A 25530-nucleotide genomic window follows, 5' to 3' on the forward strand; every position below is an offset into this window, starting at 1 on the left:
GCACCGGCCGGCCAGCTCTTCAAAGAGTTCGGCTTTACCGTCGAAAATGTCGTTGCCAATGTGGAAGCTGTGCTTTAGAAGGTGACAAGTTGAGGCTTGAGTATTCAAGCCTCAGTTCGGTTTTAACGACTCATAGGTGATAAACGTGAAAATAAATCAAATAATAAAAGCAGTCCTGGCTTCTTTAGTATTTGCCAGTTCTTCTGTGTTAGCGGCGTCAGACTACCCGGCTTCAGATTTTCAACCAAAAGTGGTTTTTAGTGATCCAAGCGCCCAAAACGCTGAGGCTTCGTCTACTTCCGCCTCTGCTGCGGCGAAAGTTGAAGAAGTTGACCCAAACTTTCCAGCGGCAAATTACCAGCCGAAAGTGCTTTTCAGCGATACTAAATACAAGCATAGTTCTGCTGCACCAAGTGCTCCTGGATTCAAAGGCTCCAAAGCATCATCCGCTTCTGAATCTTCGAGCGTTTCAGAATCGGCCCAAGCGGAAAAACCTGCGTCTTCCAATACGGCTTTGATAGGCTTAATCGTCCTGGCTGCCGCCGGATTCTTTGTGTTTAGCAAGAAATCAGGTGGAAAAGCCGGAGGTCAATCGGCGGCTGGGGAATATGTCGCGGCCGCAGGTGGTGCTACCGGTGTTGAAAAATATTTGGAAAAAATGGGCGGTAACAAAACGGGTGTGGCCAAGTATTTGGAAAAACAAACCGAAAATCCAAAGACTGGCGTTGCAAAATATATGGCTAAACAAATAATTAGAGATCGAGCAGCCGCTGAAGCTAGACAAACAGGGGTAGAAAAATATCTGCGCGACAAAGCCTGATTACCTTGTTGGCCGCTCTTATCTTAATCTCTAAGTTAGGAAAAGTGCCCAAGGTTTGTTTAATGTAGGTATTTAATCAGAGATCGCCACTATTTGCTCCCGATGGTCCGTATATATGGACGAAGGCTGCGATGAGTGGCGATTTTCGTTTACCTACTGCCGTTAAACGGACGATATAAGATTTTATCGTTACATCCAATTAGTACTGCAGAGATTGGCTGGCAGCTAATTTAGCAGAATCGAACAAGAACTTTAATTACAAACGAGGATATTTCCATGGCAAGAAATTTACTTGAGCAACTTCGCGAAATGACCGTAGTTGTTGCGGATACCGGCGACATCCAAGCGATTGAAACCTTCAAACCGCGCGATGCGACCACGAATCCATCCCTGATCACCGCTGCCGCACAAATGCCGCAATATCAAGGTATCGTTGACGATACGTTGAAAGGTGCTCGTGAGACTTTGGGTGCCGGTGCTTCGGCGGCCGAAGTCGCGTCATTGGCATTCGATCGCCTGGCGGTTTCCTTCGGCCTGAAGATTCTGGAAATCATCGAAGGCCGCGTTTCCACCGAGGTTGACGCACGTTTGTCCTACGACACCGAGAGTACTATCGCCAAGGCGCGTGACATCACCGCGCAGTATAAAGCGGCGGGCATCGACACCGAAAAACGTATTCTAATCAAGATCGCCGCCACTTGGGAAGGCATTCAAGCCGCAGCCGTTCTGGAAAAAGAAGGTATTCACTGCAACCTGACTTTGTTGTTCGGCATGCACCAAGCAATTGCTTGCGCCGAAAACGGTATTCAACTGATCTCGCCGTTTGTTGGCCGCATCTTGGACTGGTACAAGAAAGACACCGGGCGCGACTCCTATGCACCGCACGAAGATCCAGGCGTTCTGTCTGTTACCGAAGTGTACAACTACTATAAAAAATTCGGGTACAAAACCGAAGTCATGGGTGCCAGCTTCAGAAATATCGGCGAAATCACCGAGCTGGCCGGTTGCGATTTATTGACCATCGCGCCTTCTTTGTTGGCCGAGTTGCAATCAGTCGAAGGCGATTTGCCGCGTAAACTGGATCCCGCTAAAGCAGCGGCGTCTTCAATAGAAAAAATCACGGTCGATAAAGCGACATTCGACCGTATGCACGAAGAGAACCGCATGGCCAAGGAAAAATTGGCCGAGGGTATCGACGGCTTCGCGAAAGCGCTGGAAACACTGGAAAAATTACTGGCGGACCGTTTGGCGGCTTTGGAAGCCTAAAGACGCTCAAATCGCGCGCGGTTGACCGTGCGCGATGTTTTCACAATTCCCAAGGCCGCCGAATCGAGTACGCGGCCTTTGTTTATTATTGATAGGATAAGTTTCATGACAAAAATTTTAGATGCCGTAAAACCAGGCGTTGTCACCGGTGAAGATGTACAAAAAGTCTTTGCGATTTGCAAAGAAAACAATTTTGCGCTGCCGGCGGTCAACGTGATTAGCACCGATACCATTAATGCGGTGTTGGAAGCCGCTGCGAAAGCAAAATCGCCCGTCATCATTCAGTTTTCGAACGGCGGTGCGGCTTTCGTTGCCGGTAAAGGTTTGAAATTAGAGGGCCAAGGCTGCTCGATTGCCGGTGCCGTTTCCGGTGCTCACCACGTTCACCGAATGGCGGAACTGTACGGCGTGCCCGTCATCCTGCACACAGACCATGCAGCGAAAAAATTACTGCCTTGGGTGGACGGCATGTTGGATGAAGGCGAAAAATTCTTTGCGGACACCGGCAAGCCGTTGTTTAGCTCGCATATGTTGGATCTGTCCGAGGAAAGCCTGGAAGAGAACATCGAAATCTGCGGCAAATATTTAGCGCGTATGGCTAAAATGGGTATGACCCTGGAAATCGAACTGGGTTGCACCGGAGGCGAAGAAGACGGCGTCGACAATAGCGGTATGGACCACTCGGCGTTGTACACCCAACCGGAAGACGTGGCCTACGCTTACGAACACTTGAACAAAATCAGCCCCAACTTCACGATCGCAGCGTCTTTCGGCAACGTGCACGGCGTTTACTCACCAGGCAACGTCAAATTGACGCCAACAATTCTGGATAACTCGCAAAAATACGTATCCGAAAAATTCGGTCTCCCGTCTAAAGCGTTGACCTTCGTATTCCACGGCGGCTCCGGTTCTTCTGCTGAAGAAATCAAAGAATCCATCAGCTACGGCGTAGTGAAAATGAACATCGACACCGATACCCAATGGGCAACCTGGGAAGGCGTGATGAACTATTACAAGAAAAACGAAGGCTATTTGCAAAGCCAAATAGGCAACCCGGAAGGAGCCGACAAGCCGAATAAAAAATACTATGATCCGCGAGTATGGCAACGTGCCGGTCAAGAAGGCATGGTTGCCCGTTTACAACAGGCCTTTCAAGAGTTGAACGCAGTCAACTCCTTATAACGCACCAATAAGCACGGCAAAGACAATCATAGGTCTTTGCCGTCATTTCTTGGATTGTGTAATGTCAAAATATTGACGCATGTAAACCGTCCAAAGCGCTATTCGTTTCCCCCTTTCCTTTAAAGCTAACGTAATCGTTTGGCTGTTTCTTCTAATACAATGTTTTTTCGACTATTATCAATAACGCAGTTGATTGATGATCCCGAATAAAAGTTAGGCTTTGCTATTGGCCTAATTAGTGCTTTTAAATTATCAAAGGTAGAAAATGGCCGAAAATAAACCGGTGGAAAGCGAAAAAAAATCCTCGAAAAAACTTGTTCTGATTGTTGTTCTTGGTGTGCTGTTGTTGGCAGGTGCGGGTGCCGCCTACTACTTTTTAATGTATAAACCCGCCGAATCGAACCATGATGCGGAACGTAGCGAACAGATCGAGCAACAATCGGAAATTAGTAACGCCAAACAAGAGGAACAGGGCTTCTATTACGCGCTAGACGCGCCGTTGATGGTCAATTTCCCACCGGGTTCCAGCGCTAGAATCGTTAAAGTTGCCGTAACCGTATTGGTCAAAGACGAATCAAGTGTGGCTACCTTAAAAAAACATGAGCCTATGATACGCAATAACTTATTGATGACGATTAGTTCGATCGGCGCTGACAACATGAAAACTTTAGAAGGCAAACAGGAGTTGAGGGCAACGATGCTAACAGAAATAGGAAAAGTCATGGAAAAGATGGCTGGAGCGAATACCGCTAAAGACGTTTTTTTCACCGAATTCGTAATGCAATAAATGTCAACTGCAGACTTACTTTCGCAAGACGAAATTGACGCACTGCTCCATGGTGTCGATGATGGGGATATCGATACGGTTCCAGACGAGGATCAGGAGGAGGCAAGAGCGACCCGCTTATATGACTTTAATAGCCAAGAACGTATCGTACGCGGCCGGATGCCGACCTTGGAAATGGTCAATGAACGCTTCGCACGCTATTTTCGGATATCGTTATTTAACTTTCTTCGGCGGGCCGCCGAAATTTCGGTATCAGGCATTCAGGTGCAAAAATTTTCGGAGTTTATTCAGAGCCTGTTCGTTCCAACCAACTTGAATGTCATTCGTATGTCGCCGTTGCGAGGCCGTGCCCTGATCATCATGGAGCCGCGCCTGGTGTTTACCGCAGTCGATAACTTTTTTGGCGGCGGCGGTCAGTTTTATAACAAGGTGGAAGGACGCGAGTTTACGCCGACCGAAATGCGGATCATCCGCTTGATTTTGGATCTGGTTTTCAAAGACCTGGCCGAGGCGTGGAAGCCGGTGATGGATGTGAATTTCGATTACGTCAATTCGGAGGTCAACCCTCAATTCGCTAATATTGTAAGTCCGTCGGAAATCGTCGTAATCTCAACGATTCATGTAGAACTGGAGGGTGGCGGAGGCGATATTAACATGGCCTTGCCATACACGATGATAGAACCGATTCGGGAGTTATTGGATGCGGTGACTAGCGATAGAGGTGAAATTGATGGACGCTGGCAGGAATCGCTCAGAACCGAGATTATGCGCAGCCAGGTCACGTTGAGCAGCAATCTGATAGAGAAGGAAATGTTAATCAGCGATGTGATCGAATTAAAAAAGGGCGATGTAATCCCATTCGAGATGCCTGAAAGCGTGCTGTTGGATGTGGAAAATGTGCCCGTGTTTAGAGGCAAGCTCGGCTTGTCCGATGGAAATTACGCGATTGAGATCATTGAAAAAATCTCCTCCGAAAATCAGTGATAGTGTTGATAGATCAAAAATATGAGCGAAAATGACGAATTGAATGACGAATGGGCGGCAGCGATGAACGAGCAAGCCGGCGGCGAGGCGGATTGGGAGCAGGCGATGAAAGAACAGCAGGCCGGCACAGCGAAAAGTAGCGGCTACGAAGCGGCGGAGTTTCCGAATCTTGACGATCATCCTCAGAAGCCTCAAGGCAACGCCGATGAAGTCAAGTTGGACGTGATTCTGGATGTTCCGGTTACGATGTCGTTGGAAATTGGTAGGACAAAAATCAATATACGGAATTTGTTGCAGTTGAACCAAGGCTCCGTTGTCGAGTTGGATCGTTTTGCCGGCGAGCCCATGGATGTACTAGTCAACGGTACATTAGTGGCTCACGGAGAAGTGGTGGTCGTAAACGATAAATTCGGAATCCGCCTCACCGACATTATTAGTCCCTCCGAACGAGTTAGAAAATTGGGTTGATGTCGATAAATAGCCGATTTACGTTAATCATCGGGATTTTAGCTAACTTTGCCAGTTACGCGGGCGAAGAAAATCTGCAGCGGCAAACAAAGGCCGGCGTGGTTTCCTACGCCGATGTCCTGCAATGGATGCTCAGCTTGGGCGCCGTTTTGTTGATATTCGGGCTATTCGTTTGGATGCTACGCAAGGCAGGCCAATTTTCAATTCACGGTAAAAGCGACTTGGCCATTATTGCCGGTTTATCTTTAGGTATGCGGGAAAAATTGGTTCTGGTAAAAGTTGGAAAAAAACAACTATTGCTCGGCGTTACTCCGGGACGCGTCGACAAACTGATGGAGCTTGAGGGTGAGGAACGTCTGTTCCAGAGTCGGGCGGACATAAGCGGTGCCGGAACATTCGCAAACAGATTGCAGCAAGTCTTACAGAGTAAGGCGGATGTATAAGCGTACCGGGCTCAGGTCGATCTTAGCGTTGATGACCTTACTGGCGCCTGCAGAATTATGGGCGGCAGCGCCGGGAATAGAAGCCATCACCGTTACGACTAATCCCAAAGGCGGCGAGACTTATACGGTCACGATCCAAATTCTAGCTATCATGACGATGCTGACTTTATTGCCGGCATTGTTGTTAGCCATGACCTCGTTTACCCGCATCATGATTGTTCTGGGTTTGTTGAGACAAGCATTAGGCGCCCAGCAAGCGCCCAGCAACCAGGTCTTGCTGGGCTTATCGCTATTCTTGACTGTCTTTATTATGATGCCGGTTTTGGATAAGGTGAATGAAACAGCCGTTCAGCCTTATTTAGAGGAAAAAGTAGACGCAATCAACGCATTGCAACTCGCTTCCGAACCGTTCAGACAATTCATGTTAAGACAAACTCGCGAAAGCGATATCGAGATGTTTGTCAGAATTTCCGGCAAGGATAACATCGATAAGCCCGAAGACCTGCCGTTTTCATTATTGGTGCCGGCATACCTGACCAGTGAGTTGAAAACCGCATTTCAGATCGGATTCCTGATTTTCCTGCCTTTCCTGGTGATTGACTTAGTGGTAGCCAGCGTTCTGATGTCTATGGGGATGATGATGTTGTCCCCAATGATCGTATCGCTACCTTTCAAGATTATGCTGTTTGTTTTGGCCGACGGCTGGTCGCTAGTGCTGGAAATGCTGGCCGCAAGTTTTTACGTATAAGCAGAGAGCACCCAAATGACGCCGGATACCATCTCTATCATCGCTCAAGAAACGGTTTGGGTGGCTTTGAAATTGATGGGGCCGATATTATTGTCGTCGTTGGCGGTTGGTCTGGTGATATCGATGTTTCAAGCCGCAACCTCCATCCAGGAACAAACCCTGACGTTCATCCCGAAACTGGCTACGATTATTTTAGTGTTGATGATTGCCGGCCCGGGCATGCTGCAAATGCTGATCGATTATTTTCAGGATTTGGTGCGCGAAATTCCTAATTTAATAGGATGAATATTCAAGAAGACGAGTTGATTGCTTATCTCGCTTCATTCGTCTGGCCCTTCGTGCGAGTAAGCTCCATGTTCATAACTATCCCTGTTATTGGCGTACGTTCGGTTCCGGGGCGCATAAGGGTGATGTTGAGCCTATTAATTACTTTTGTGATATCACCCGTTTTACCGCAAATGCCCGTCGTCGATCTATTTAGCGCTGACGGGCTGATAGTGACCGCTCAGCAGCTGATATTGGGACTGTCGGCCGGCTTTATTTTGCAGATGGTGTTTTCCATCGTGTTAATGGCCGGCCAATTGATCGCTTATAGCATGGGCTTGGGATTCGGATCGTTGGTTGATCCGGTCACCGGTGTGCAAACGCCGGTGATCGCGCAGCTTTTTGTGATTGCGTCTAGCCTATTGTTTTTGGCCGTTGATGGACATCTGCTTTTGATCGAAATGTTGGCACAGAGTTTTACGACATTGCCGGTTTCGGCGGTTGGCTTGGATAAGGCCGGTCTATGGCGGTTGATTGCCTGGAGTAGCCAGATTTTCGCGGGCGGGGTGTTATTGGCTTTACCGATCATGGCGGCTCTTTTGTTCGTCAATATCAGCTTTGGGATTGCCTCTAAAGCCGCTCCTCAGCTGCAGCTTTTCGGTGTCGGTTTCCCGATAACCATCCTGTTGGGGATGGCGTTGATTTGGGTCGGGTTGGCGACGGTATTGGAAGGTTTTACCGAGATGTTACACGAAGGCTTCATGTTGATTAGTCAGCTGTTAAGGATCAGTTGATGGCGGAAGATACCGGTCAAGATAGAACCGAAGACCCTACCGCGAAACGGCTGGACGAATCGCGGAAAAAGGGTCAAGTGCCTCGCTCGAAAGAGCTCAATACTTTCGTGACTTTGATAGTCAGCGCTGCGTTGTTCGTTTTTACGGGGCAGTCGATGGTGAACGGTTTGCTGAAGATGATGAAACACCAGTTTGAACTGTCTCGTCCCGTCATATTCGATCCGGCAACGCCTGTAAACTATTTCAAATTAGCCGTGACCGAAGGATATATGGTCATTTTGCCGTTGATGATTGTCCTGTTAATCGCGGATTTATTAACGCCGATGCTGATGGGGGGCTGGAACTTTTCCAACGAAGCATTAGGGCCAAAATTCTCAAAGCTGAATCCGCTTGAAGGCATAAAAAGAATCGTCGGTATTCAAGGCGTCGTCGAACTGATCAAAGCCATTATAAAGGTGTTATTAATTGGCCTTGTCGCTTGGAATCTGTTTGATTTTTATCTTGATGATTTCATGAGTTTGAGTCGCTTGACTTCCGAGCGGGCGATCCATCGCGCCGGCGAGATCATTGTCATTTGCGTATTGGTGTTGAGTTCCACTTTCTTGCTGTTGGTGTTGATCGACGTACCTTACCAGTTATGGAATCATCATCGGCAGTTGAAAATGACTAAACAGGAAGTGCGCGATGAAATGAAAGAGTCCGAAGGTAGTCCCGAAGTCAAAAGTAAAATTCGACAAATGCAGATGCAGGCCTCGCAGAGACGGATGATGGAAGCAGTGCCCTCGGCCGATGTAATTGTGACCAATCCCAGCCATTTTGCCGTGGCCTTAAAATACGATCCAAACAGCAGCGGCGCGCCAATTTTGGTGGCGAAGGGGGTCGATTTGATCGCTGCCCAAATTCGTAATATCGCGTTGGCTAATAAAGTAACGCTGGTGGCGGCGCCTGCTTTGGCGAGGGCTTTATATTATTCAACCGAACTCAATCACGAGATTCCGCGAGGATTATTCTTAGCCGTGGCACAAATACTGGCCTATGTGTTCCAATTGCGGACGGCGACGCAGCAAGGCTGGGGTAAGCCGGCGCCGCCGATTGATATTCAAGTGCCCGATGAATTCAGGCAATAAGTTCGAGTCGAGCCGACCATGGATTTTGCAAAAATCGTAAATACATTGAAATCTTTGACGGGACTGGGTCTTGGCGCGCCTTTAGTCATCGTCATGCTGTTGGCGCTGTTGGTGTTGCCGTTGCCGGCGTTCATGCTGGACTTGTTTTTCACCTTCAATATCGCCTTTTCATTAATCATTCTATTGGTGGTTATCTATGCGATGAAACCTTTGGAATTTGCGGCGTTTCCGACGGTTATCCTGGTTGCTACCTTATTGCGGTTGGCGCTTAACGTCGCGTCGACCCGAGTCGTTTTAATGAAAGGACATGAAGGCGGGGATGCGGCAGGCAAGGTGATCGAGGCCTTTGGTTCATTCGTGATCGGCGGCAACTTTGCCGTGGGCATCGTCGTTTTTGCGATTTTGGTCGTCATCAATTTCGTAGTGGTTACCAAAGGCGCCGGGCGAGTCGCCGAGGTCAGCGCAAGGTTTACGCTGGACGCAATGCCGGGTAAACAAATGGCCATCGACGCCGACTTGAATTCCGGATTGATCAATCAGGACGAAGCTAGGGCGAGGCGTGAAGAAGTCGCGGCCGAGGCGGACTTTTATGGATCAATGGACGGTGCCAGTAAATTCGTGCGCGGCGACGCCGTGGCCGGCATCATCATTTTATTCGTCAATATGATAGGCGGTCTGGCGATCGGCGTCGGCCAGCACGACATGAGTTTTTCCGAGGCGACCAATGTTTACGTCTTGTTGACTATCGGTGACGGCTTGGTCGCGCAAATTCCGGCACTGCTGTTATCCGTGGCCTCGGCCATGGTGGTTACCCGGGTTCGGGGTAGCAAGCAGGATCTGGGCAATCAGGTTTCCAGTCAATTATTCGATGACCCTAAAGCCCTGATTGTCGCTGCAAGTGTGATGGGCCTGATTGGAATCATTCCGGGTATGCCGAATTTGGTGTTCATATTATTGGCGTCGGCCCTGGCCGGGGCCGCTTATCTGATCGATCGCAGACGTAAGCTTGAAGAAGAAAAAGCCCTGGAGATGGCGCGCGTCGTTACGCCGCAGCAACAGATGGCGAAAGCCGAAATCAAGGAATTGGGCTGGGATGACGTCATGCCGGTCGATACTATAGGTTTGGAAGTAGGATATCGTCTGATTCCATTGGTCGATAGGAACCAAGGCGGTCAGCTGATGACGCGTATAAAAGGGGTTAGAAAAAAACTTTCCCAAGAACTCGGTTTTCTGATTCCGTCGGTACACATCCGCGACAACTTGGATTTGTCGCCGACGGCTTATCGCATTTCGTTGATGGGCGTTACCGTCGGCGAAGCCGAAATCCTGCCGGACAAAGAAATGGCTATCAATCCCGGGCGCGTGTTCGGAAGCCTGCAAGGAGCCGCTTGTAAGGATCCCGCTTTTGGCCTGGATGCTGTCTGGATAGAGCCGTCCCAAAAAGACCACGCTCAAACGTTAGGCTACACAGTGGTCGATCCCGGTACAGTAGTTGCCACGCATCTGAGTCATATTTTACAAACAAATGCGCACGAGCTATTCGGTTATGAAGAGGCGCAGCAGTTAATGGACAATCTGGCTAAAGTAGCGCCTAAATTAGTGGAAGATCTGGTGCCTAAAACATTGCCATTGGGTATTGTGGTTAAGGTATTGCAGAATTTATTGCAAGAACGCGTTTCAATACGCGATATCCGGACGATCGCCGAAACTTTGGCGGAGTACGGCAGCAAGAGTCAAGATCCGGACATCTTAACCTCGGCAGTCAGAACAGCGCTCGGGCGATCAATTGTTCATGAAATCAACGGGATACAGACGGAGATTCCGGTGATCACACTTGATCCGAGTTTGGAACAGATATTGCACAGGTCCTTGCAGACGGCAAGTGAGGGCGGTGCAGGGTTGGAGCCGGGTTTGGCCGAACAAATGCATCAGTCATTGGAAGAGAGCGCACAACGCATGGAAATAGAAGGACAGGCACCGGTATTATTGGTTTCCTCTTTTATCAGACCCTGGTTGGCGCGCTTCGTCCGTCATTCGATTCCCGGCTTGCATGTGCTGGCATACAACGAGATACCACAGGATAGGCAAATCCGAGTAGTTTCCACTGTTGGCCAGAGTGCTTAACGATTAAAGAGGACAAGCGATGAAAATTAAACGCTTTTTTGCATCAGATATACGTCAGGCCATGCGTATGGTCAAAGAGGAGTTGGGCGCCGATGCCGTCATCATGTCCAATCGCGCAGTCGATGGCGGAGTCGAAATCGTCGCCGCGCGCGATTTCGACGAACAGCTTATTCATAAAAATCTGAAAAAGCAGCAAGAAGATGAGCTAATCGCAAAGCGTTTGAAAAAATACGATTTGCCCGAATTTGCCGGCGATAACAAGCCCGCCCATTTGCTGAGCAGCGCACGTAAGCGCGGTAATGAATCGGAAAGTCAGCTAAAACGCAACATGGATCAATATTTGGGTTATGCCGAAAAAGTGCAACTAGCCGCGTCGAACGTACAACAAATTACTGAAAAGTTGAAAACGGCGGAAAAAAAACCGGCATGGGCCGCTTCCGATGTCATGCGTAAGGCTGACCCCATGGGCATCAAGCCAGTGCCGGGAGCCGTCTCGCAGGATAAATTCATCGAGGAAATGCGCAAGGAAATGAAAGATATGCGGGCTATGTTAGATGAGAAATTATCTATCATTACCCATTTGCCGCGGTCCGACGAGCAACCGATGCGGCAAGAATTGTTCGATCGCTTAACAGACTGCGGGTTTTCCAGAGCCCTGGCTAATAAGATTACCAACCGATTAGGCAGCCACAAACAATTGGATGCCGCGTGGACGAAGGCGCAGGAAATGCTGGCCGGAGCGGTGCCCGTGGCGGACGATCATCTTATAGAGCATGGCGGGATTGCGGCATTGGTTGGTTCAACCGGGGTTGGTAAGACAACCACAATTGCCAAATTGGCCGCGCAATTTATCCTTAAACACGGTACCCGGGAAATCGCTTTGATCACCACGGACAATTATCGTATCGGAGCGCATGAGCAAATCAATACCTATGGCAAAATATTGGATGTACCCGTGCGTGTAGCCGGCGATGCAGACGAATTGCGTCGGCACATTGACAGTCTCTCCGAAAAGCGCTTGATTCTTATCGATACCGCCGGGATGAGCCAACGGGATCTCCGCCTGGCGGAACAATTGAAAACCTTGCAGCACGGTGATTTGCCGATTCAATCTTATTTGGTTATGTCCGCTACCACGCAATACAAAGCCGCTTTAGAAATTATGGATGCGTTCCGGATGCTTGAGCCACAAGCGACTATACTGACTAAATTTGACGAGGCGGCAAGCAAGGCCACGGCGTTGTCGGCATTAATCGAAAGACGCCTGCCATTATCGTTCGTTACCGACGGCCAACAAGTACCGGAAGATATTTATACGCCGGATGCCGAAACGCTAGTGCAGCAATGTATGTTAATAGATAGTGATGATCAGGGCCTCGAGTCCGTAAATTATGATAATTGGCTGGCGGAAAGTCATGCATAAATCGTTCGACCAGGCGGCTGGGATTAGGCAAATGAAACATATGAAACCGATTCGAGTGATCGCCGTGACCAGCGGCAAAGGCGGTGTAGGTAAAACCAACATATCGGTCAATATCGGGGTGGCGATGGCTAAAGCGGGGCGACGCGTAGCCATATTGGATGCCGATATGGGCTTGGCCAATGTCGATATTCTGTTGGGCATGTTCCCGGAATTCAATCTTTCCCATGTGTTAAGCGGCGAAAAGACCTTGAAGCAGATTATGATGACCGGGCCGGCCGGCTTAAAAATCATTCCCGCCTCTTCAGGTATTCAGCGCATGTCCGATTTGTCCAGCATCGAACAAGCCGGAGTGATAAGGGCTTTTAGCGAAATAGATAATGATTTGGACGTGCTGATCGTCGACACCGCGGCGGGTATTTCAAGCACCGTTGTAAACTTCGCGCGCGCTAGCCAGGAAATTATCGTGGTGGTTTGCGACGAACCCACCTCGTTGGCGGATGCTTACGCCTACATCAAATTATTGAATCGAGATTACGGGCTGAATAGCTTTCACGTCATTACCAACATGGTGCAGTCGGCCGAGCACGGGCAGGCCTTATTCAGTAAGTTGAATAAAGTCACTGACCGATATCTGGATGTGGCTTTACAGTTTGTCGGAGCGGTACCTATTGACGACTATCTGAAGAAATCCGTACAGAAGCAAACGCCGGTGGTCGAAGCGTTTCCTCAGAGTAAGTCGGCGTTGGCGATCAAGAACTTGGCGCGTAAAATCGATAATTGGCCTATCAAACATAAGGCCGGCGGGTATTTGGAATTCTTTATCGAACGTATGATTCAGTATAGCGCGCGGGAGGATGTGGCGTGAACGGAGCGGCAATGTACGCTGCGATGCAAGTTGGGAACACCGATGAGATGGTCGTCCAGCATGCGCCGTTGGTTAAACGCATTGCCTATCATTTAATCGGACGTTTGCCCGACACGGTACAAATAGAAGACTTGATTCAAGCCGGTATGCTTGGACTTTTGGAGGCCGTTAAACATTACGACGCCGGTCAAGGCGCTAGTTTTGAGACCTATGCCGGCATCCGCATACGCGGGGCGATGTTGGACGAATTGCGCCGTGCCGATTGGACGCCGCGCTCGGTACATAAAAAAGCGCGAATGGTCGCGGGTGCGATTCGCGAAGTTGAAAACCAACTGGGCCGCGACGCGAAGGATAGCGAAGTCGCGGTCCATTTGGGCATAGATCTGCAAGAATACCGTCAGATTCTGCAAGATGCGTTATCGTGTAAAACGTTTAGCGTCGAAGAATTGGTTCAGGGTGAAGACAGTGTCATTGACGAGATCCATGACGAAAGCCAACCGGAAAACCTACTCATTCAACAGGGTTTTCAGCAAGCATTGGCCAAAGCCATCGCCGAATTGCCCGAAAGAGAGCGCTTGGTGGTCTCGCTTTACTATGATGAAGAATTAAATTTACGTGAAATCGGTGAGGTGTTGGAAGTCAGTGAATCAAGAGTCAGTCAGATCTGTAGCCAGGCTATGTTGAGGCTCAGGGCAAGGCTTGCGGATTGGATAGACCGAAAAGATAATAGCGCAAAGGATTGATTTAAAAAGAATTATTTGAGCCGACATGGTTGTGGCGCTAAAATTAAAGACTTTGCAAGCAACATTAAATAATCTGGCTGGAGATTATCCTTGGATACAAACATGAAAATTCTGATTGTCGACGATTTTTCGACAATGCGGAGAATAATAAGAAATCTACTGAAAGATTTGGGATTTACCAATACCGTCGAAGCGGATGACGGTAAGACGGCATTGCCTATATTGCAAAAAGGCGGCATCGATTTTTTGATTACGGACTGGAACATGCCCGGCATGACCGGAATCGACTTGCTGAAAGCGGTCAGAGCCAATCCGGATTTGGCCGACATTCCGGTGTTGATGGTTACCGCGGAAGCGAAGCGTGAGCAGATCATATTGGCGGCACAAGCCGGTGTGAACGGTTATGTGATTAAACCTTTTACCGCCGCAACTCTGAAAGAAAAAATCGAAAAGATATTTGAACGTATCGCGGGCTGAGCAGGAGATTGAACGATGAGCGACGATCTTCTGAGATTGGCGAAAGATCTGGTCGTAGCGCTGGAAAACGGCGACCAAGCGGCTGCCGACGGAATACTGGATGAATTAGCGGGTTTTCGGGAAACGCAGTTGTTCAAGGAAATCGGGCGGCTGACTCGTCAGCTACATGACACCATGGTGAGTTTTAGCGTGGATGCCAGAATCGCCGCCATGACAGAACATGATATCCCGGATGCGAAAGAGCGCCTGCATTACGTCATTACGATGACCGAACAGGCGGCCGATCAAACGTTGACGGTAGTGGAAAACTTATTACCGATTTCGCAAACCCTGAACGAACAAGTGGAAAGACTATCGAGCAAGTGGGGGCGTTTTTTGGATCGTGAGATGCCGCTTGCCGAGTTTAAAGCAATGAGTGCGGAAATGACTGAATATTTCAAGCAGTCAAGGCGGGATTTGGTTCATGTTCAATCCGGTTTGAACGATATTTTGATGGCACAAGGTTTTCAAGATATTACCGGACAGATCATCCGCCGCGTGATCGAGCTGGTGCAAGAGCTGGAAGTCAGCATGGTCAAACTGATTAGTGTTTCAGGACGCAAAGCTGCGGCAAGCGAAGCCGGCGAAAAGCCCGGCGAATTACCCGGCCCCGTGGTTCCGGGGGTCGACGATAGGGAAGGCGACGTGGCCACCAGTCAAGTGGATGTTGACGATCTATTATCCAGCCTAGGGTTTTAGGGATATAGCATGGCAATTGATCTAGACGACGAAATATTGCAGGATTTCCTGGTCGAAGCGGGGGAGATTCTGGAGCAATTAAATGAACAATTAGTTCAGCTGGAACAATCGCCACAGGATTTTGATTTACTCAACGCGATCTTTCGGGGCTTTCACACCGTAAAAGGCGGCGCAGGTTTTTTGAGCATTAATGCTTTAGTCGAAATCTGTCATAGTGCCGAAGACGTGTTTAATACGCTGCGTCAAGGCGACCGGAAAGTTACGGCGGACTTAATGGATGTCATCTTGCAGGTGCTCGATATCGTCAACGACATGTTTATCGATGTCCGCGCCGGCCGGATGCCGGCCGCTGCGCCGGCCGATTTATTGGCTAGGGTAAAATCTTACGCGATTAGCGATGCCGGTGAGGCGGAGCACATGGATCAGCCCCCCTCGGTTGCGCCGGAGGAAAATGCGCCCGTTCCGGAAACAGAGTCGGCCCAAGATTTAGTGGCGCAAGAATTTGACGCCATGCTGGATGCAAACGAACTGCATGCTTCGACGGAAGCAGGTGCCGATTCTGATGACATCAGCGAACAGGAATTTGAAGATCTGCTGGATGCTTTGCATGGTAAGGGCGGATCGCCCACGCCTAAACATTCGCCCGCAGCCGGTGACGATTTGATCACCGAAGAAGAGTTTGAAAACCTGCTTGATGAACTCCACGGTAAGGGTAAGTTCAAAGCCCCGGTTGATTCAGGCAAGCAGCCGGCCGGTTCCGGAGATATTACCGAAGAAGAATTCGAGCAGCTGCTTGACGAATTGCACGGAAAGGGCAAATTTGACGGCAGCGTTGCCCGGAAATCGGCTGATCTTTCTTTAGGCCCCGCGGCTGCCGGCAACTCGCATCCGGAGCCGGAGCCGGTCGAACCGGTGAGGCCGACCATTAGCCGGGCGGTAGAGCCGGAGTTAAAGACTAGCCCGGACGAAGGCAAACGGAGAAGCGGAACCCAAGCCGGCCTCCATGATACCGTGGCGGAAAAAAACAAACCCGCCGTGCCGCAGGCGGACACAACGGTCCGTGTGGATACGCATATTCTTGACGATATTATGAATATGGTCGGCGAGTTGGTTTTGGTCCGCAACCGATTTCAGACTTTAAAGGCCAATTTGGAGGGCGACGAACAGATATCCAAAGCCATTTCCAATTTGGATGTCGTCACTGCGGATTTGCAGTTGGCGGTCATGAAAACGCGCATGCAGCCGATCAAAAAAGTCTTTGGGCGTTTCCCGAGAGTAGTGCGGGACTTGGCCAGAAACCTTAAGAAAGAAATTCGGCTGGAATTAATAGGAGAAGAAACCGATCTGGATAAAAACTTAGTTGAAGCCTTGGCCGATCCTCTGGTGCACTTGGTCAGAAATGCGGTCGATCATGGTATTGAGATGCCGGAGGAGCGTGCGGCAAAGGGTAAGCCGCGTGAAGGGGTAGTGGTGCTCAAAGCTTCTCAAGAGGGAGATCATATTCAGCTTTCTATTCAAGACGACGGCAAGGGCATGAACCCGGAAGTCTTGCGCCGCAAAGTCGTCGAAAAAGGTCTGATGGATGAGGAGACCGCCGCAAGACTGGATGACAAGGAATGCTACAACCTGATTTTCTTACCGGGTTTTTCCACCAAAGTCGAAATTTCCGATGTTTCAGGCCGAGGTGTCGGCATGGACGTTGTAAAAACCCGTATTACGCAAATGAATGGCGTGGTCGAAATCGACTCGGTGGAAGGCAAGGGCAGCAATATCATCATTAAAGTGCCGTTGACTTTAGCGATCATGCCGACTTTGATGGTGAAATTGGGCCGGCAAGCTTTCGCATTGCCGCTGGCCAGTGTGCTCGAGATCTTGGATCTGGACTTAAGCAAATCCAATAAGGTTGATAATCAGCTAGTGGTGATGGTTAGGAATCGGGCGTTGCCATTGTTTTACTTGAGCGAATGGTTGATTAATGACCCTAATTACACGCTGAATAAACAAACGACGCACAGTCATGTGGTGGTGGTAAACGCCGGCGGTCGTCAGGTCGGTTTCGTAGTGGATCAACTGATCGGACAGGAAGAAGTCGTGATTAAGGCTTTAGGGGCTCAACTACACGGATTAGAAGGATTGGCCGGTGCGACCATCACCGGCGACGGCAGAATTGCGCTGATCCTGGATGTGCCGGGTTTAATGAAAAAATATGCCAATTAATATAGTCTCGCGGATGCCGCTTGATAAACCATGGGCAAGCTACTGTCGTAGCGATTTGAAGCGCTTCCGTATTTAAAGTTTAGAGTTGATGGATATTTTAAGCATCATCGGAGTTCTAGTCGGTTTTTCCGCCGTAATCGGCGGAAACTTAATGGCGGGGGGCGAACTCGGTTCGCTAGTTAATTTTCACGCGGCCGTAATTGTGGTTGGCGGTACCTTGGGCGCGACCTTATTGCAATTTCCACCGAAGATCTTTTTCCGAAGTTTACGGATTGCGGTCTGGATTTTGAAGCCGGAAAATCTCCAAATGACTAAGCAAATCGAAAAAATAGTGCGTTGGAGCACGATAGCAAGAAAGGAAGGTTTATTGGGTTTGGAAAGCGTGATCGACCGGGAAATCGACGGTTTTGCCAAAAAGGGTTTGCAATTATTAGTTGACGGCAACGAGCCGGAAGTGATCCGCGATTGCTTGGAGGTCGAATTATCCACTAAAGAACATCTGGATATGCAAGCCGCTCGAGTTTTCGATGCGATGGGCGGATTTTCGCCGACGATAGGCATTATCGGTGCCGTCATCGGATTGATTCACGTGATGCAGAACTTGGCTAAGCCGGAACTTTTGGGCGCCGGAATCGCCACGGCGTTTGTGGCAACCATCTACGGCGTCGGTCTTGCCAACTTGTTGTTCATTCCGGTTGCCAATAAATTAAAAGGACATATTTTCCGCATATCTCATGCCAGGGAGATGGTGATTGAAGGGATATCCTCAATTGCCGAAGGCGAAAACCCGCGCAATATCGAGTTGAAGCTTTCCGGGTTTTTGTTGGATAAATAAACCCTATCCGTTATGGCCAGACGCAAAAGACGAGATATGCAGGAAGCAGAACATCAAGACCGCTGGATGGTGTCCTTTGCCGATTTCATTACCTTGTTGTTTGCCTTCTTCGTCGTGATGTACTCGATTTCTTCGGTTAATAAAGGTAAATACGAAACCTTTTCCGAATCGTTAGATAAGGCTTTGTTTCACGAACAAAAAGTCGTAAAAGAGGCCGAACCGATTCAAGTCGGCAGCATTCCAACCAGAGTTCAACCCATAGAGTTGCCCAATCTGATGACGGTTTCGGAAGAAGAGCATCAATTAAGCGAGGAAATCAAGGAAGAGAAACGCCGCTTGGATGAGGTGTCGGATGAGTTTCAGCGGGCGCTAAAGCCTTTTGTCGAGAGCCAACTGGTTGGCATTAACAAACACGATTTTTGGGTGGAACTGGAAATGAACAGCGAACTGCTTTTCGCCAGCGGCAGCGCGGAGATTTCTCCCAAAGCCATTCCGGTGTTGGAGAAGGTGGCCGAGGTGGTGCGGGATGTGCCCAATGTCATTAACGTCGAAGGTTATACCGACGATGTGCCGATTTCGACCGGCATCTATCCGTCGAATTGGGACTTGTCTTCAGCCCGGGCAACCAATGTGGTCAAGGAACTGGTGAGAAATAATATTCCGCCGACACGGCTATCCGCCGTCGGCTACGGCGAATTTCATCCGGCTGCCGATAACTCGACTGAAGAGGGCCGATTTAAGAATCGGCGAGTGGTTTTGGTGTTGATGTCGCAAGCGTTCGCGCGTTACGGCATGACCGATGTAGAGCGGGCTAGGGTACTGAAGTTGGCGCCGACCGAACAATAACTAGCCCTAAATAAACGAGTGCCTTAACTATCCGCACGAATATGAAAATATGGTCAGTGTCCAATCAGAAAGGTGGCGTGGGTAAAACCACATCGGTGGTGACCTTGGGCGGTCTTTTGTCGTCTTGGGGCTTTAACACCTTGTTGGTGGATCTGGATCCGCATGGCTCATTGACCAGCTATTTCAAAATGAATCCGGACGAAATCGAATTCGGCGTATACAACCTGTTCCGCGATACCAGCGAGAAAAAGAAGAATGTCGATCCGGAGATTTACATTACTCAAACTCAGTTCGATGGATTGGCGGTTTTGCCGGCGTCCACAGCGATAGCCACGCTGGACAGGCAAGTCGCCCAGATGGGCGGTATGGGGTTGGTAGTGGCTGCCGCATTGGCTAAGTTAAATGACCGGTATGATTATGTGATTATCGACAGCCCTCCGATGCTGGGCGTGCTGATGATCAATGCGTTGGCCGCCTGCGACCAATTAGTCGTTCCGGTTTTAGCGGAGTTTTTAGCCTTAAAAGGCTTGGAAAGGATGGTACATACCATCAATATGGTGTTTCATTCCCGCAAAACGGCTCCCCGCTACACGATAGTGCCTACCATGTACGATAAGCGTACTCGGGCCGCTCGGGAAAGCCTGTTGGCGTTACATCAGAAATATCCCGGAAATACTTGGAGATCCGTCATTCCGGTGGATACCAAAGTACGCGACGCTAGCCAGGAAGGCGTACCGCTACCGTTGTTCGATAAAAATGCCAAAGCCGTTGAAGCGTATTCGGAATTATTGGAACTATTGTTGCTTGAAAAAACCGGTGACAAGCAATTGGCAAACCCGGCATGAATCAGGAAAAATCAATTAAGCAAATTGTTCATCAACGATTGGCGCTCGACGTCTATTTGAGAACTTTATTAGATGAAGTCCCGGAGGCCGACGCTGATGAGCCGAATGGTCATGGCCAGCCGGTTGCCGGGCCAGCCTTGGATAATGATTTTTTGCTCTCGGCACCCAAACCGGTGCAGGAAGACCTATCGATATTGGAACTTCCGCAAACTGCGCTTGCTCCAGCCGAAAATCCGTCTAAACTACACGTTCCCTCTGTCATGCCCGATTGGGCTCTGACAGAGTTCCACGCGTTGTTTTTTAAAGTTGGGCATTTGATTTTGGCGACCCCGCTGGTCGAATTATCACGGACGATAAAGAACGACCGCAAACCGGGCAAGATGCCCGGCCAACCTTCTTGGTTTATGGGATTATTAAATGAGCATGATAGTCGGATCGGCGTGTTGGATACCGGACAACTCCTTTTTGGCAAGCATCGCGGCAGCCAACGGGATTTGGATAAGCAGCCGTTTAAAAGTATTCTGATTACGCAGGACAAGCGTTGGGGCTTGGCCTGCGACGAGGTGCTTTCCGTCGGTAAGTTAAGTCCGGAAAAAGTGAGATGGCGTACCAATCGACAAAAAAGACCCTGGCTGATTGGTACGGTCATAGAAGAATTGACTGCAATTGTCGACTTACAAGAACTAGTGCCACACCGAAGAATACGAACTTAAAGTTTATTGGAACGAATAACATGAGCGAAGATAAAAAGCCAAGCGATCCCATTATGCAATGGGTCACTTTTTGCTTGGGTGAAGAAAAGTACGGTATCAACGTCATGCAAGTACAGGAGGTACTGCGGGTCAGTGAAATTGCGCCCGTACCCGGAGCGCCGCCGTACGTATTAGGTATCATCAATTTGCGCGGTAACGTTGTCACTGTGATCGACACGCGCAATCGCTTCGGCTTGGCGTCAAAGGAACCGGAGGATGCTTCCCGCATCGTCATCATAGAGACCGACCGGCATATCATCGGCATATTGGTCGATAGCGTTGCCGAAGTTGTGGAAATGCGGGCTTCGGAGATTGAAACCGCTCCCAATGTCGGCAATGAAGAAAGCGCGAAATACATCCAGGGGGTAACCAGCCGGGATAACCAGTTATTGATTTTGGTGGATTTAAACAAGTTTCTCAGTGAAGACGAAAAAGCTGAGCTGGATATGTTTTAAATCGTTGCGATAAGACTTTTAAGATGGAAGAGCTCAAACCCATTGGTCCTACTCCTTATATACCCAACGTCAAAAAGATTGAACGCGACGAACAACGAAAGACTCGTCCGGATAAAGATAGGCGGCAGGCGAAAGACGACGCGTCTGATGCCGATGAGCGGGCCGATACCCCGCACACTGTTCGGCACATCGATGAAATTGTCTAATGAATGATGTTGCGTTGATCGCTATTGCCGCGGCGGCCTTGCTGTTTGTGATGACCGCCTCGGCACTGATTTACTTATGGCGCGCGCAGCAAAAGCTGAAACAAGACGTTCAGGCGTTGACGAAGAAATTGCAGGGCAGTATCGACGATGTCGCAGGACTTTGCTCGGCAGCCGTTTCGGTCGACCAGCGCTTGGCGATTAATGAATCGCGCCTGGAGGGGATGCTTGAAAACATCAACATGCCGCCAACACCGGCCGAATATGAAGAGGTTCCGGAACAGCCGCAGCCTCGGGGCTATGAATTGGCGATAGAAAAAATCCGCCGCGGCGCCGATGTCGACGACTTGGTAAAGAGTTGCGGACTAACGCATGATGAAGCCGTATTGCTAATTCGACTACACGGACGATAATCCATTTTTCCGCTCGCAGCCAGTCAAATTAATACCGATTCTAAGGATACGATGCAGTTGTCAACGGCAATGTTTGATAAATGGCAATCAGCCCCTATCGCTAGCCTTCTGGCCTTTATTCTGGTCTTACCCTCGTTTGAAATGCCGAAGATGGTATTTTTATGGCTGTTTATCGTGCTGGCCGGCGCGACTTTTTGGAATAATAGAAGCCAGGTTTGCTGGCGGGCGGACGACTCCCTATTAGTTATTTGGATGCTGAGCGGGGTGGTGGTCGCATTATTTTCCGGCATTCATGGTAATGAATGGGTCGGGGCCAAAGGAAACGCAATACTGATCTTGTTTTTTTTAGTTCTGAAGCACGTTACGCTAAGCGAAAATCTCGCAAAGATTGTTAGGTTAACCATTTTATGGTCGACTTTGTTCGCGGCCTGTGAGGGGCTATGGCAGCTTTTTGGGTCCAAACAGCGAGAGTTGTTGGAGTTGAATTCGGTCGGTCATGTCAATCATTCAGCGATTTACTTGGGGGTAAATTTCGCATTGGTATTGGCCATGGTTTTGGTACTGAGCAAATCGGAGTCCTTCAAACTAAGATTTTTCGTAGTCTTTTCCCTTTTATTTACGGTTGCTTGTATCATCCTGTCCAACAGCCGCGCTACCATTATGACTATGGCAGTCATTGCAGTGTCATATGGGTTGATCTGGCTGAAGCGTAGCAAATGGCCGCTTCTTGTCTTAGTCTCAAGCATACTTGCGGCGTCCGCGGCTTTGTATTTCGAAAATGCCCAAGTGGTGCAAAAGCACGTCCAACAGACCTCTCAAGGGCCATTCCTTGGCGAGCGCCAGGCCATTTGGAACAGTGGTTTGTTGGCTTGGCGTCAATTTCCAGTGTTTGGTATCGGAACTAGAAATTTTGGCCGGCTAAGTAAAGAGTTGCAATCGGACTGGCTGGTAAAAGAAGGAAAAAACTACGCCGAAGGCCAATATATGACCGCTTCTCATCCGCATAATTTTTATTTGTCATTGCTAGTCGAGCAAGGCATATTCGGCTTGACGATCACGTTGTCGGTCATGGGCAGAGTCGGCTATTTACTGTTTAAGAGTCGTCCGGAAGCCAGCGATTCAAATAGTTATTGGTGCGGCTGGCTTGCTGCGTTCGGAGCGGTTCAAGTGGTTTTGGTAAATGGCCTGCTGAATACCACTTTGCATCACGAGCATGGCTTATTGACATTGCTGTTGATTGGAATGTGGTGGGCGAATTTAGGTCAGCGCGCGCGGGGATAAGCCTATACTAATTCAAAACGTGCCGATAGGATGCGAGCTCCGTTCTTCAGGTTCAACCAATGAATGCCACCATCCCGGTTTGACTTGCTCATTCAATTAATCTTATTTTAAATCATGCAGTTATCCAGACCGTTTTTCAATAAGTGGCAAGCCCCCACTATGTTGAGCCTTTTGGCCTTCGTTTTGGTCTTGCCCATCTTTGAGATGCCGAAGACCGTTTTTTTGTGGCTTTTTATTGTATTTAGCGCTGTTTCGATATGGGCGCATAAAGCGAACTTTCGTTGGCAATTGGATGACGGCTTATTGCTTATCTGGATGGTCAGCGGTTTTGTCGTGGCCTTGTTCGCGGGCATCCATCACAAAGAATGGGGTGGCGCTACCGGCATTTTGACGCTGGCATTGTTTTTCCTGGTGATAAAAAACATATCACTCTCCGATAAGCTTAAGCGGATTATTACGCTAATCGTACTGGTTTCGACGCTTCTGGCGACGGTGGAGGGACTTTGGCAACTGCTTGTGATTAAACAACATAAAGCGTTGGAGTTACATTCCGTCGGACATGTCAATCACTCGGCGATCTATTTGGTGTTAAATTTTGCATTGGCGTTGGCCATGACACTGACGCTAAGGAAATCCGATGCCTTAGCCGCAAAAATCTTCGTGTGGTTTTGTTTATTGACGACAGCCGCGTGTATTGTCCTGTCCAATAGCCGGGCTTCGGCTTTAACCATGGTGGTTATTGCAATGTCATTCGGGCTGGTATGGCTCGGAAAGAGTAAGCGGCCGCTACTTGTAATCGCTTTAAGCATAGTGGCGGTTTTTTCAGGCTTGTATTTTGAAAATGCCAGAGTCGTAGAAAAACATCTAAGAAAAACATCGCACGGCGACATGATAGGCGAACGCCAGGCAATCTGGAACAGTAGCCTGCTGGCCTGGCGCCGTTTCCCCTGGTTTGGAGTGGGCATTAAAAACTTCGATCAGGCGACCGAAGAATTGCAAAGACAATGGCTGGCTGAAGAAGGAAAAACTTATCTGGAAGGCCGGTATCGACCGTACGCCCATGCCCATAACTTTTATTTGTCGGCACTAGCGGAGCAGGGCTTGTTCGGGTTCTCCGTCATTATGCTGATCATCGGGCGCATAGGCTTCTTGTTATATAAACATCGGCCTGGGCCGGTTGACGCCGACAGCTATTGGTGTTGTTGGATGGCGGCTTTGGGGGCGGTTGAAGTCGTGTTGGTCAACGGCCTATTCAACACGACTCTACACCATGAACATGGACTTTTGACCCTGTTGTTGATCGGTATATGGTGGTCCGGCTTGGATCAAAGGCGTCGGGTCTGAGCGCAAGCGTTTTTAAATATATGTTCCATCGCATCCAGCATGGCGCTTTCCGAGAAGTTTCCGGACGCGAATTCGGCGGCTTTTTGTCCCATTTGCCGGCGCTTTTCCGGATTTTGCAATAATTCGGATAGGGCTTGCCGTAATTCGGTCGTGTTTTCCGGACTGACGATCAGTGCGCTTTGCTCCGGCAGCACCGCTTCGTCGATGCTTCCGACCAAAGTGGTGACCGCGGGTATCCCGCAGGCTTGAGCCTGCATCAGCGCCTGCGGAACGCCTTCGTTGGCATAGGAAGGCAAGCAAAAAATGTCCAATGCTTGTAACCAGGTTTGCACATTGCTTTGCCGGCCGGCGAAAATCACCCGGCTTTCCAGATTCAGGCCTTTGACTTGTTCCTGCAAGGCGTCCCATTGCGGGCCGTCGCCGACGATCAGTAACTGCAAATTTTCCTTATCCGGCAGATTGGCAAAGGCTTCCAATAAATAACGGTGTCCCTTCCAGCTGCGCAAGGTGGCGATGATGCCGATAATGACTTTGTCGGTCGGCAGCCCTAATTCAAGGCGGGCAGCTTGTTTGTCGCCGGGTTTGAAACGCTGCAAGTCTATGCCGGTCCTGATCGAGGTGACATGGTCGGGCGGGTAACCGTTTGCGTTGATCAAGGTTCGGCGCAATTTTTCGCCGGTGGTGACGACGTGGCAACTGGCTTTGGTATAAAGCCAGCGAGCGAATATCGTGTTACCGATAGGCGCGGAAATATGCCGGGTGCGGACGACGGCCGGCGGATTGTTCATCAATCTTGCGGCGACGGCTGTCAGCCAGCTGTCGGTGGAACTATGCGTGTTGACCACATCGGGGCGATAGTCGCTTAACCAACGGTATAAAGCCAGCAAACCCGGCAGCCGGCGTTTGCCGATAGGCAGGGCTACCGCATCCAAGCCGCGCGCTTTTGCGATAGCGTATATTTCCGCATCGCCGGGGCATAGCAACGTCAGTTGATGGCCGCGTTCTTTTAGGCCCAAAGCTTCAGTTAAGATCCGCATTTCCTGACCGCCGAAACCCATGGAGGCTTCGGTATGCACTATTTTCATT

The 25530-nt window shown here is 49.4% G+C and carries 28 protein-coding genes; 27 read left to right on the plus strand and 1 reads right to left on the minus strand.

Going from position 1 to position 25530, the window contains the following annotated elements; translation table 11 throughout:
* Positions 1-145: 145 nt before the first annotated feature.
* From ACW73I_RS19190 to ACW73I_RS19320, 27 genes are all read left to right on the plus strand, one after another.
* Positions 146-820 (plus strand): hypothetical protein, encoded by a 675-nt coding sequence (locus ACW73I_RS19190; protein ID WP_458031044.1) that lies wholly within the window; start codon positions 146-148, stop codon positions 818-820.
* A gap of 276 nt (positions 821-1096) precedes the next feature.
* Entirely contained in the window at positions 1097-2086 is a 990-nt protein-coding gene (locus ACW73I_RS19195; RefSeq protein ID WP_458031045.1) for a transaldolase, read from the plus strand.
* Between the two features lie 105 nt (positions 2087-2191).
* Positions 2192-3268, plus strand: coding sequence for a class II fructose-bisphosphate aldolase (gene fbaA, locus ACW73I_RS19200; RefSeq protein WP_458031046.1), 1077 nt, complete (start codon positions 2192-2194; stop codon positions 3266-3268).
* 265 nt (positions 3269-3533) lie between these two features.
* The gene (locus ACW73I_RS19205; RefSeq protein WP_458031047.1) at positions 3534-4055 is read left to right on the plus strand and encodes a flagellar basal body-associated FliL family protein; all 522 of its coding nucleotides are present in this window, start codon (positions 3534-3536) and stop codon (positions 4053-4055) included.
* Positions 4056-5039 carry a flagellar motor switch protein FliM gene (gene fliM / locus ACW73I_RS19210; protein ID WP_458031048.1) on the plus strand — a complete coding sequence of 328 codons (984 nt, stop codon included), beginning with the start codon at positions 4056-4058 and terminating at the stop codon, positions 5037-5039. It begins immediately after the preceding gene.
* Between the two features lie 21 nt (positions 5040-5060).
* Complete coding sequence (gene fliN, locus ACW73I_RS19215; RefSeq protein ID WP_458031049.1) at positions 5061-5507, plus strand: flagellar motor switch protein FliN; 447 nt, start codon at positions 5061-5063, stop codon at positions 5505-5507.
* Positions 5507-5950, plus strand: a complete 444-nt coding sequence (gene fliO, locus ACW73I_RS19220; RefSeq protein ID WP_458031050.1) for a flagellar biosynthetic protein FliO — start codon at positions 5507-5509, stop codon at positions 5948-5950. Before fliN ends, fliO begins: the two co-directional genes overlap by 1 nt.
* Before the next feature lie 31 nt (positions 5951-5981).
* On the plus strand, positions 5982-6698 hold the full coding sequence (gene fliP, locus ACW73I_RS19225; protein ID WP_458031098.1) for a flagellar type III secretion system pore protein FliP: 717 nt from the start codon (positions 5982-5984) through the stop codon (positions 6696-6698).
* A gap of 15 nt (positions 6699-6713) precedes the next feature.
* A complete protein-coding gene (gene fliQ / locus ACW73I_RS19230) occupies positions 6714-6983 on the plus strand; it encodes a flagellar biosynthesis protein FliQ (protein WP_458031052.1) in 270 nt (89 codons plus the stop codon).
* The gene (fliR, locus tag ACW73I_RS19235) at positions 6980-7756 is read left to right on the plus strand and encodes a flagellar biosynthetic protein FliR (RefSeq protein WP_458031053.1); all 777 of its coding nucleotides are present in this window, start codon (positions 6980-6982) and stop codon (positions 7754-7756) included. The genes fliQ and fliR overlap by 4 nt, the downstream gene beginning before the upstream one ends.
* Positions 7756-8883 carry a flagellar biosynthesis protein FlhB gene (flhB, locus tag ACW73I_RS19240; RefSeq protein ID WP_458031054.1) on the plus strand — a complete coding sequence of 376 codons (1128 nt, stop codon included), beginning with the start codon at positions 7756-7758 and terminating at the stop codon, positions 8881-8883. Before fliR ends, flhB begins: the two co-directional genes overlap by 1 nt.
* A gap of 18 nt (positions 8884-8901) precedes the next feature.
* Complete coding sequence (gene flhA / locus ACW73I_RS19245) at positions 8902-11007, plus strand: flagellar biosynthesis protein FlhA (RefSeq protein ID WP_458031055.1); 2106 nt, start codon at positions 8902-8904, stop codon at positions 11005-11007.
* A 19-nt stretch (positions 11008-11026) separates the two neighbouring features.
* Positions 11027-12430 (plus strand): flagellar biosynthesis protein FlhF, encoded by a 1404-nt coding sequence (flhF, locus tag ACW73I_RS19250; RefSeq protein WP_458031057.1) that lies wholly within the window; start codon positions 11027-11029, stop codon positions 12428-12430.
* 31 nt (positions 12431-12461) lie between these two features.
* Complete coding sequence (locus ACW73I_RS19255) at positions 12462-13295, plus strand: MinD/ParA family protein (protein WP_458031058.1); 834 nt, start codon at positions 12462-12464, stop codon at positions 13293-13295.
* 11 nt (positions 13296-13306) lie between these two features.
* Positions 13307-14038 (plus strand): RNA polymerase sigma factor FliA, encoded by a 732-nt coding sequence (locus ACW73I_RS19260; RefSeq protein ID WP_458031059.1) that lies wholly within the window; start codon positions 13307-13309, stop codon positions 14036-14038.
* 102 nt (positions 14039-14140) lie between these two features.
* The gene (gene cheY / locus ACW73I_RS19265) at positions 14141-14515 is read left to right on the plus strand and encodes a chemotaxis response regulator CheY (RefSeq protein WP_458031060.1); all 375 of its coding nucleotides are present in this window, start codon (positions 14141-14143) and stop codon (positions 14513-14515) included.
* A gap of 15 nt (positions 14516-14530) precedes the next feature.
* On the plus strand, positions 14531-15253 hold the full coding sequence (locus tag ACW73I_RS19270; RefSeq protein ID WP_458031061.1) for a protein phosphatase CheZ: 723 nt from the start codon (positions 14531-14533) through the stop codon (positions 15251-15253).
* Positions 15254-15262: 9 nt separating this feature from the next.
* Positions 15263-17470 (plus strand): chemotaxis protein CheA, encoded by a 2208-nt coding sequence (locus ACW73I_RS19275; protein ID WP_458031062.1) that lies wholly within the window; start codon positions 15263-15265, stop codon positions 17468-17470.
* Between the two features lie 88 nt (positions 17471-17558).
* Positions 17559-18305, plus strand: a complete 747-nt coding sequence (locus ACW73I_RS19280; protein WP_458031063.1) for a flagellar motor protein — start codon at positions 17559-17561, stop codon at positions 18303-18305.
* A 12-nt stretch (positions 18306-18317) separates the two neighbouring features.
* Positions 18318-19151 (plus strand): flagellar motor protein MotD, encoded by an 834-nt coding sequence (gene motD / locus ACW73I_RS19285; RefSeq protein WP_458031064.1) that lies wholly within the window; start codon positions 18318-18320, stop codon positions 19149-19151.
* A gap of 41 nt (positions 19152-19192) precedes the next feature.
* Positions 19193-19996: a ParA family protein gene (locus ACW73I_RS19290; RefSeq protein WP_458031066.1), complete on the plus strand. Its 804-nt coding sequence runs from the start codon at positions 19193-19195 to the stop codon at positions 19994-19996.
* Positions 19993-20709: a chemotaxis protein CheW gene (locus tag ACW73I_RS19295; protein ID WP_458031067.1), complete on the plus strand. Its 717-nt coding sequence runs from the start codon at positions 19993-19995 to the stop codon at positions 20707-20709. Before ACW73I_RS19290 ends, ACW73I_RS19295 begins: the two co-directional genes overlap by 4 nt.
* 20 nt (positions 20710-20729) lie before the next feature.
* Positions 20730-21203, plus strand: a complete 474-nt coding sequence (locus ACW73I_RS19300; RefSeq protein ID WP_458031069.1) for a chemotaxis protein CheW — start codon at positions 20730-20732, stop codon at positions 21201-21203.
* A 23-nt stretch (positions 21204-21226) separates the two neighbouring features.
* Positions 21227-21409 carry a hypothetical protein gene (locus ACW73I_RS19305; RefSeq protein ID WP_458031070.1) on the plus strand — a complete coding sequence of 61 codons (183 nt, stop codon included), beginning with the start codon at positions 21227-21229 and terminating at the stop codon, positions 21407-21409.
* Positions 21409-21819 carry a DUF2802 domain-containing protein gene (locus ACW73I_RS19310; RefSeq protein ID WP_458031071.1) on the plus strand — a complete coding sequence of 137 codons (411 nt, stop codon included), beginning with the start codon at positions 21409-21411 and terminating at the stop codon, positions 21817-21819. Before ACW73I_RS19305 ends, ACW73I_RS19310 begins: the two co-directional genes overlap by 1 nt.
* A 51-nt stretch (positions 21820-21870) precedes the next feature.
* Positions 21871-23100 (plus strand): O-antigen ligase family protein, encoded by a 1230-nt coding sequence (locus ACW73I_RS19315; protein ID WP_458031073.1) that lies wholly within the window; start codon positions 21871-21873, stop codon positions 23098-23100.
* Positions 23101-23304: 204 nt separating this feature from the next.
* On the plus strand, positions 23305-24444 hold the full coding sequence (locus tag ACW73I_RS19320) for an O-antigen ligase family protein (RefSeq protein ID WP_458031075.1): 1140 nt from the start codon (positions 23305-23307) through the stop codon (positions 24442-24444).
* On the opposite strand, the gene ACW73I_RS19325 is transcribed toward ACW73I_RS19320, so the two are convergent.
* Complete coding sequence (locus ACW73I_RS19325) at positions 24426-25529, minus strand: glycosyltransferase (RefSeq protein ID WP_458031076.1); 1104 nt, start codon at positions 25527-25529, stop codon at positions 24426-24428. The two genes, ACW73I_RS19320 and ACW73I_RS19325, sit on opposite strands and share 19 nt — an antisense overlap.
* Between the last annotated feature and the right edge of the window lies 1 nt (position 25530).

The organism is Methylomonas sp. MgM2 (genome assembly GCF_054172045.1).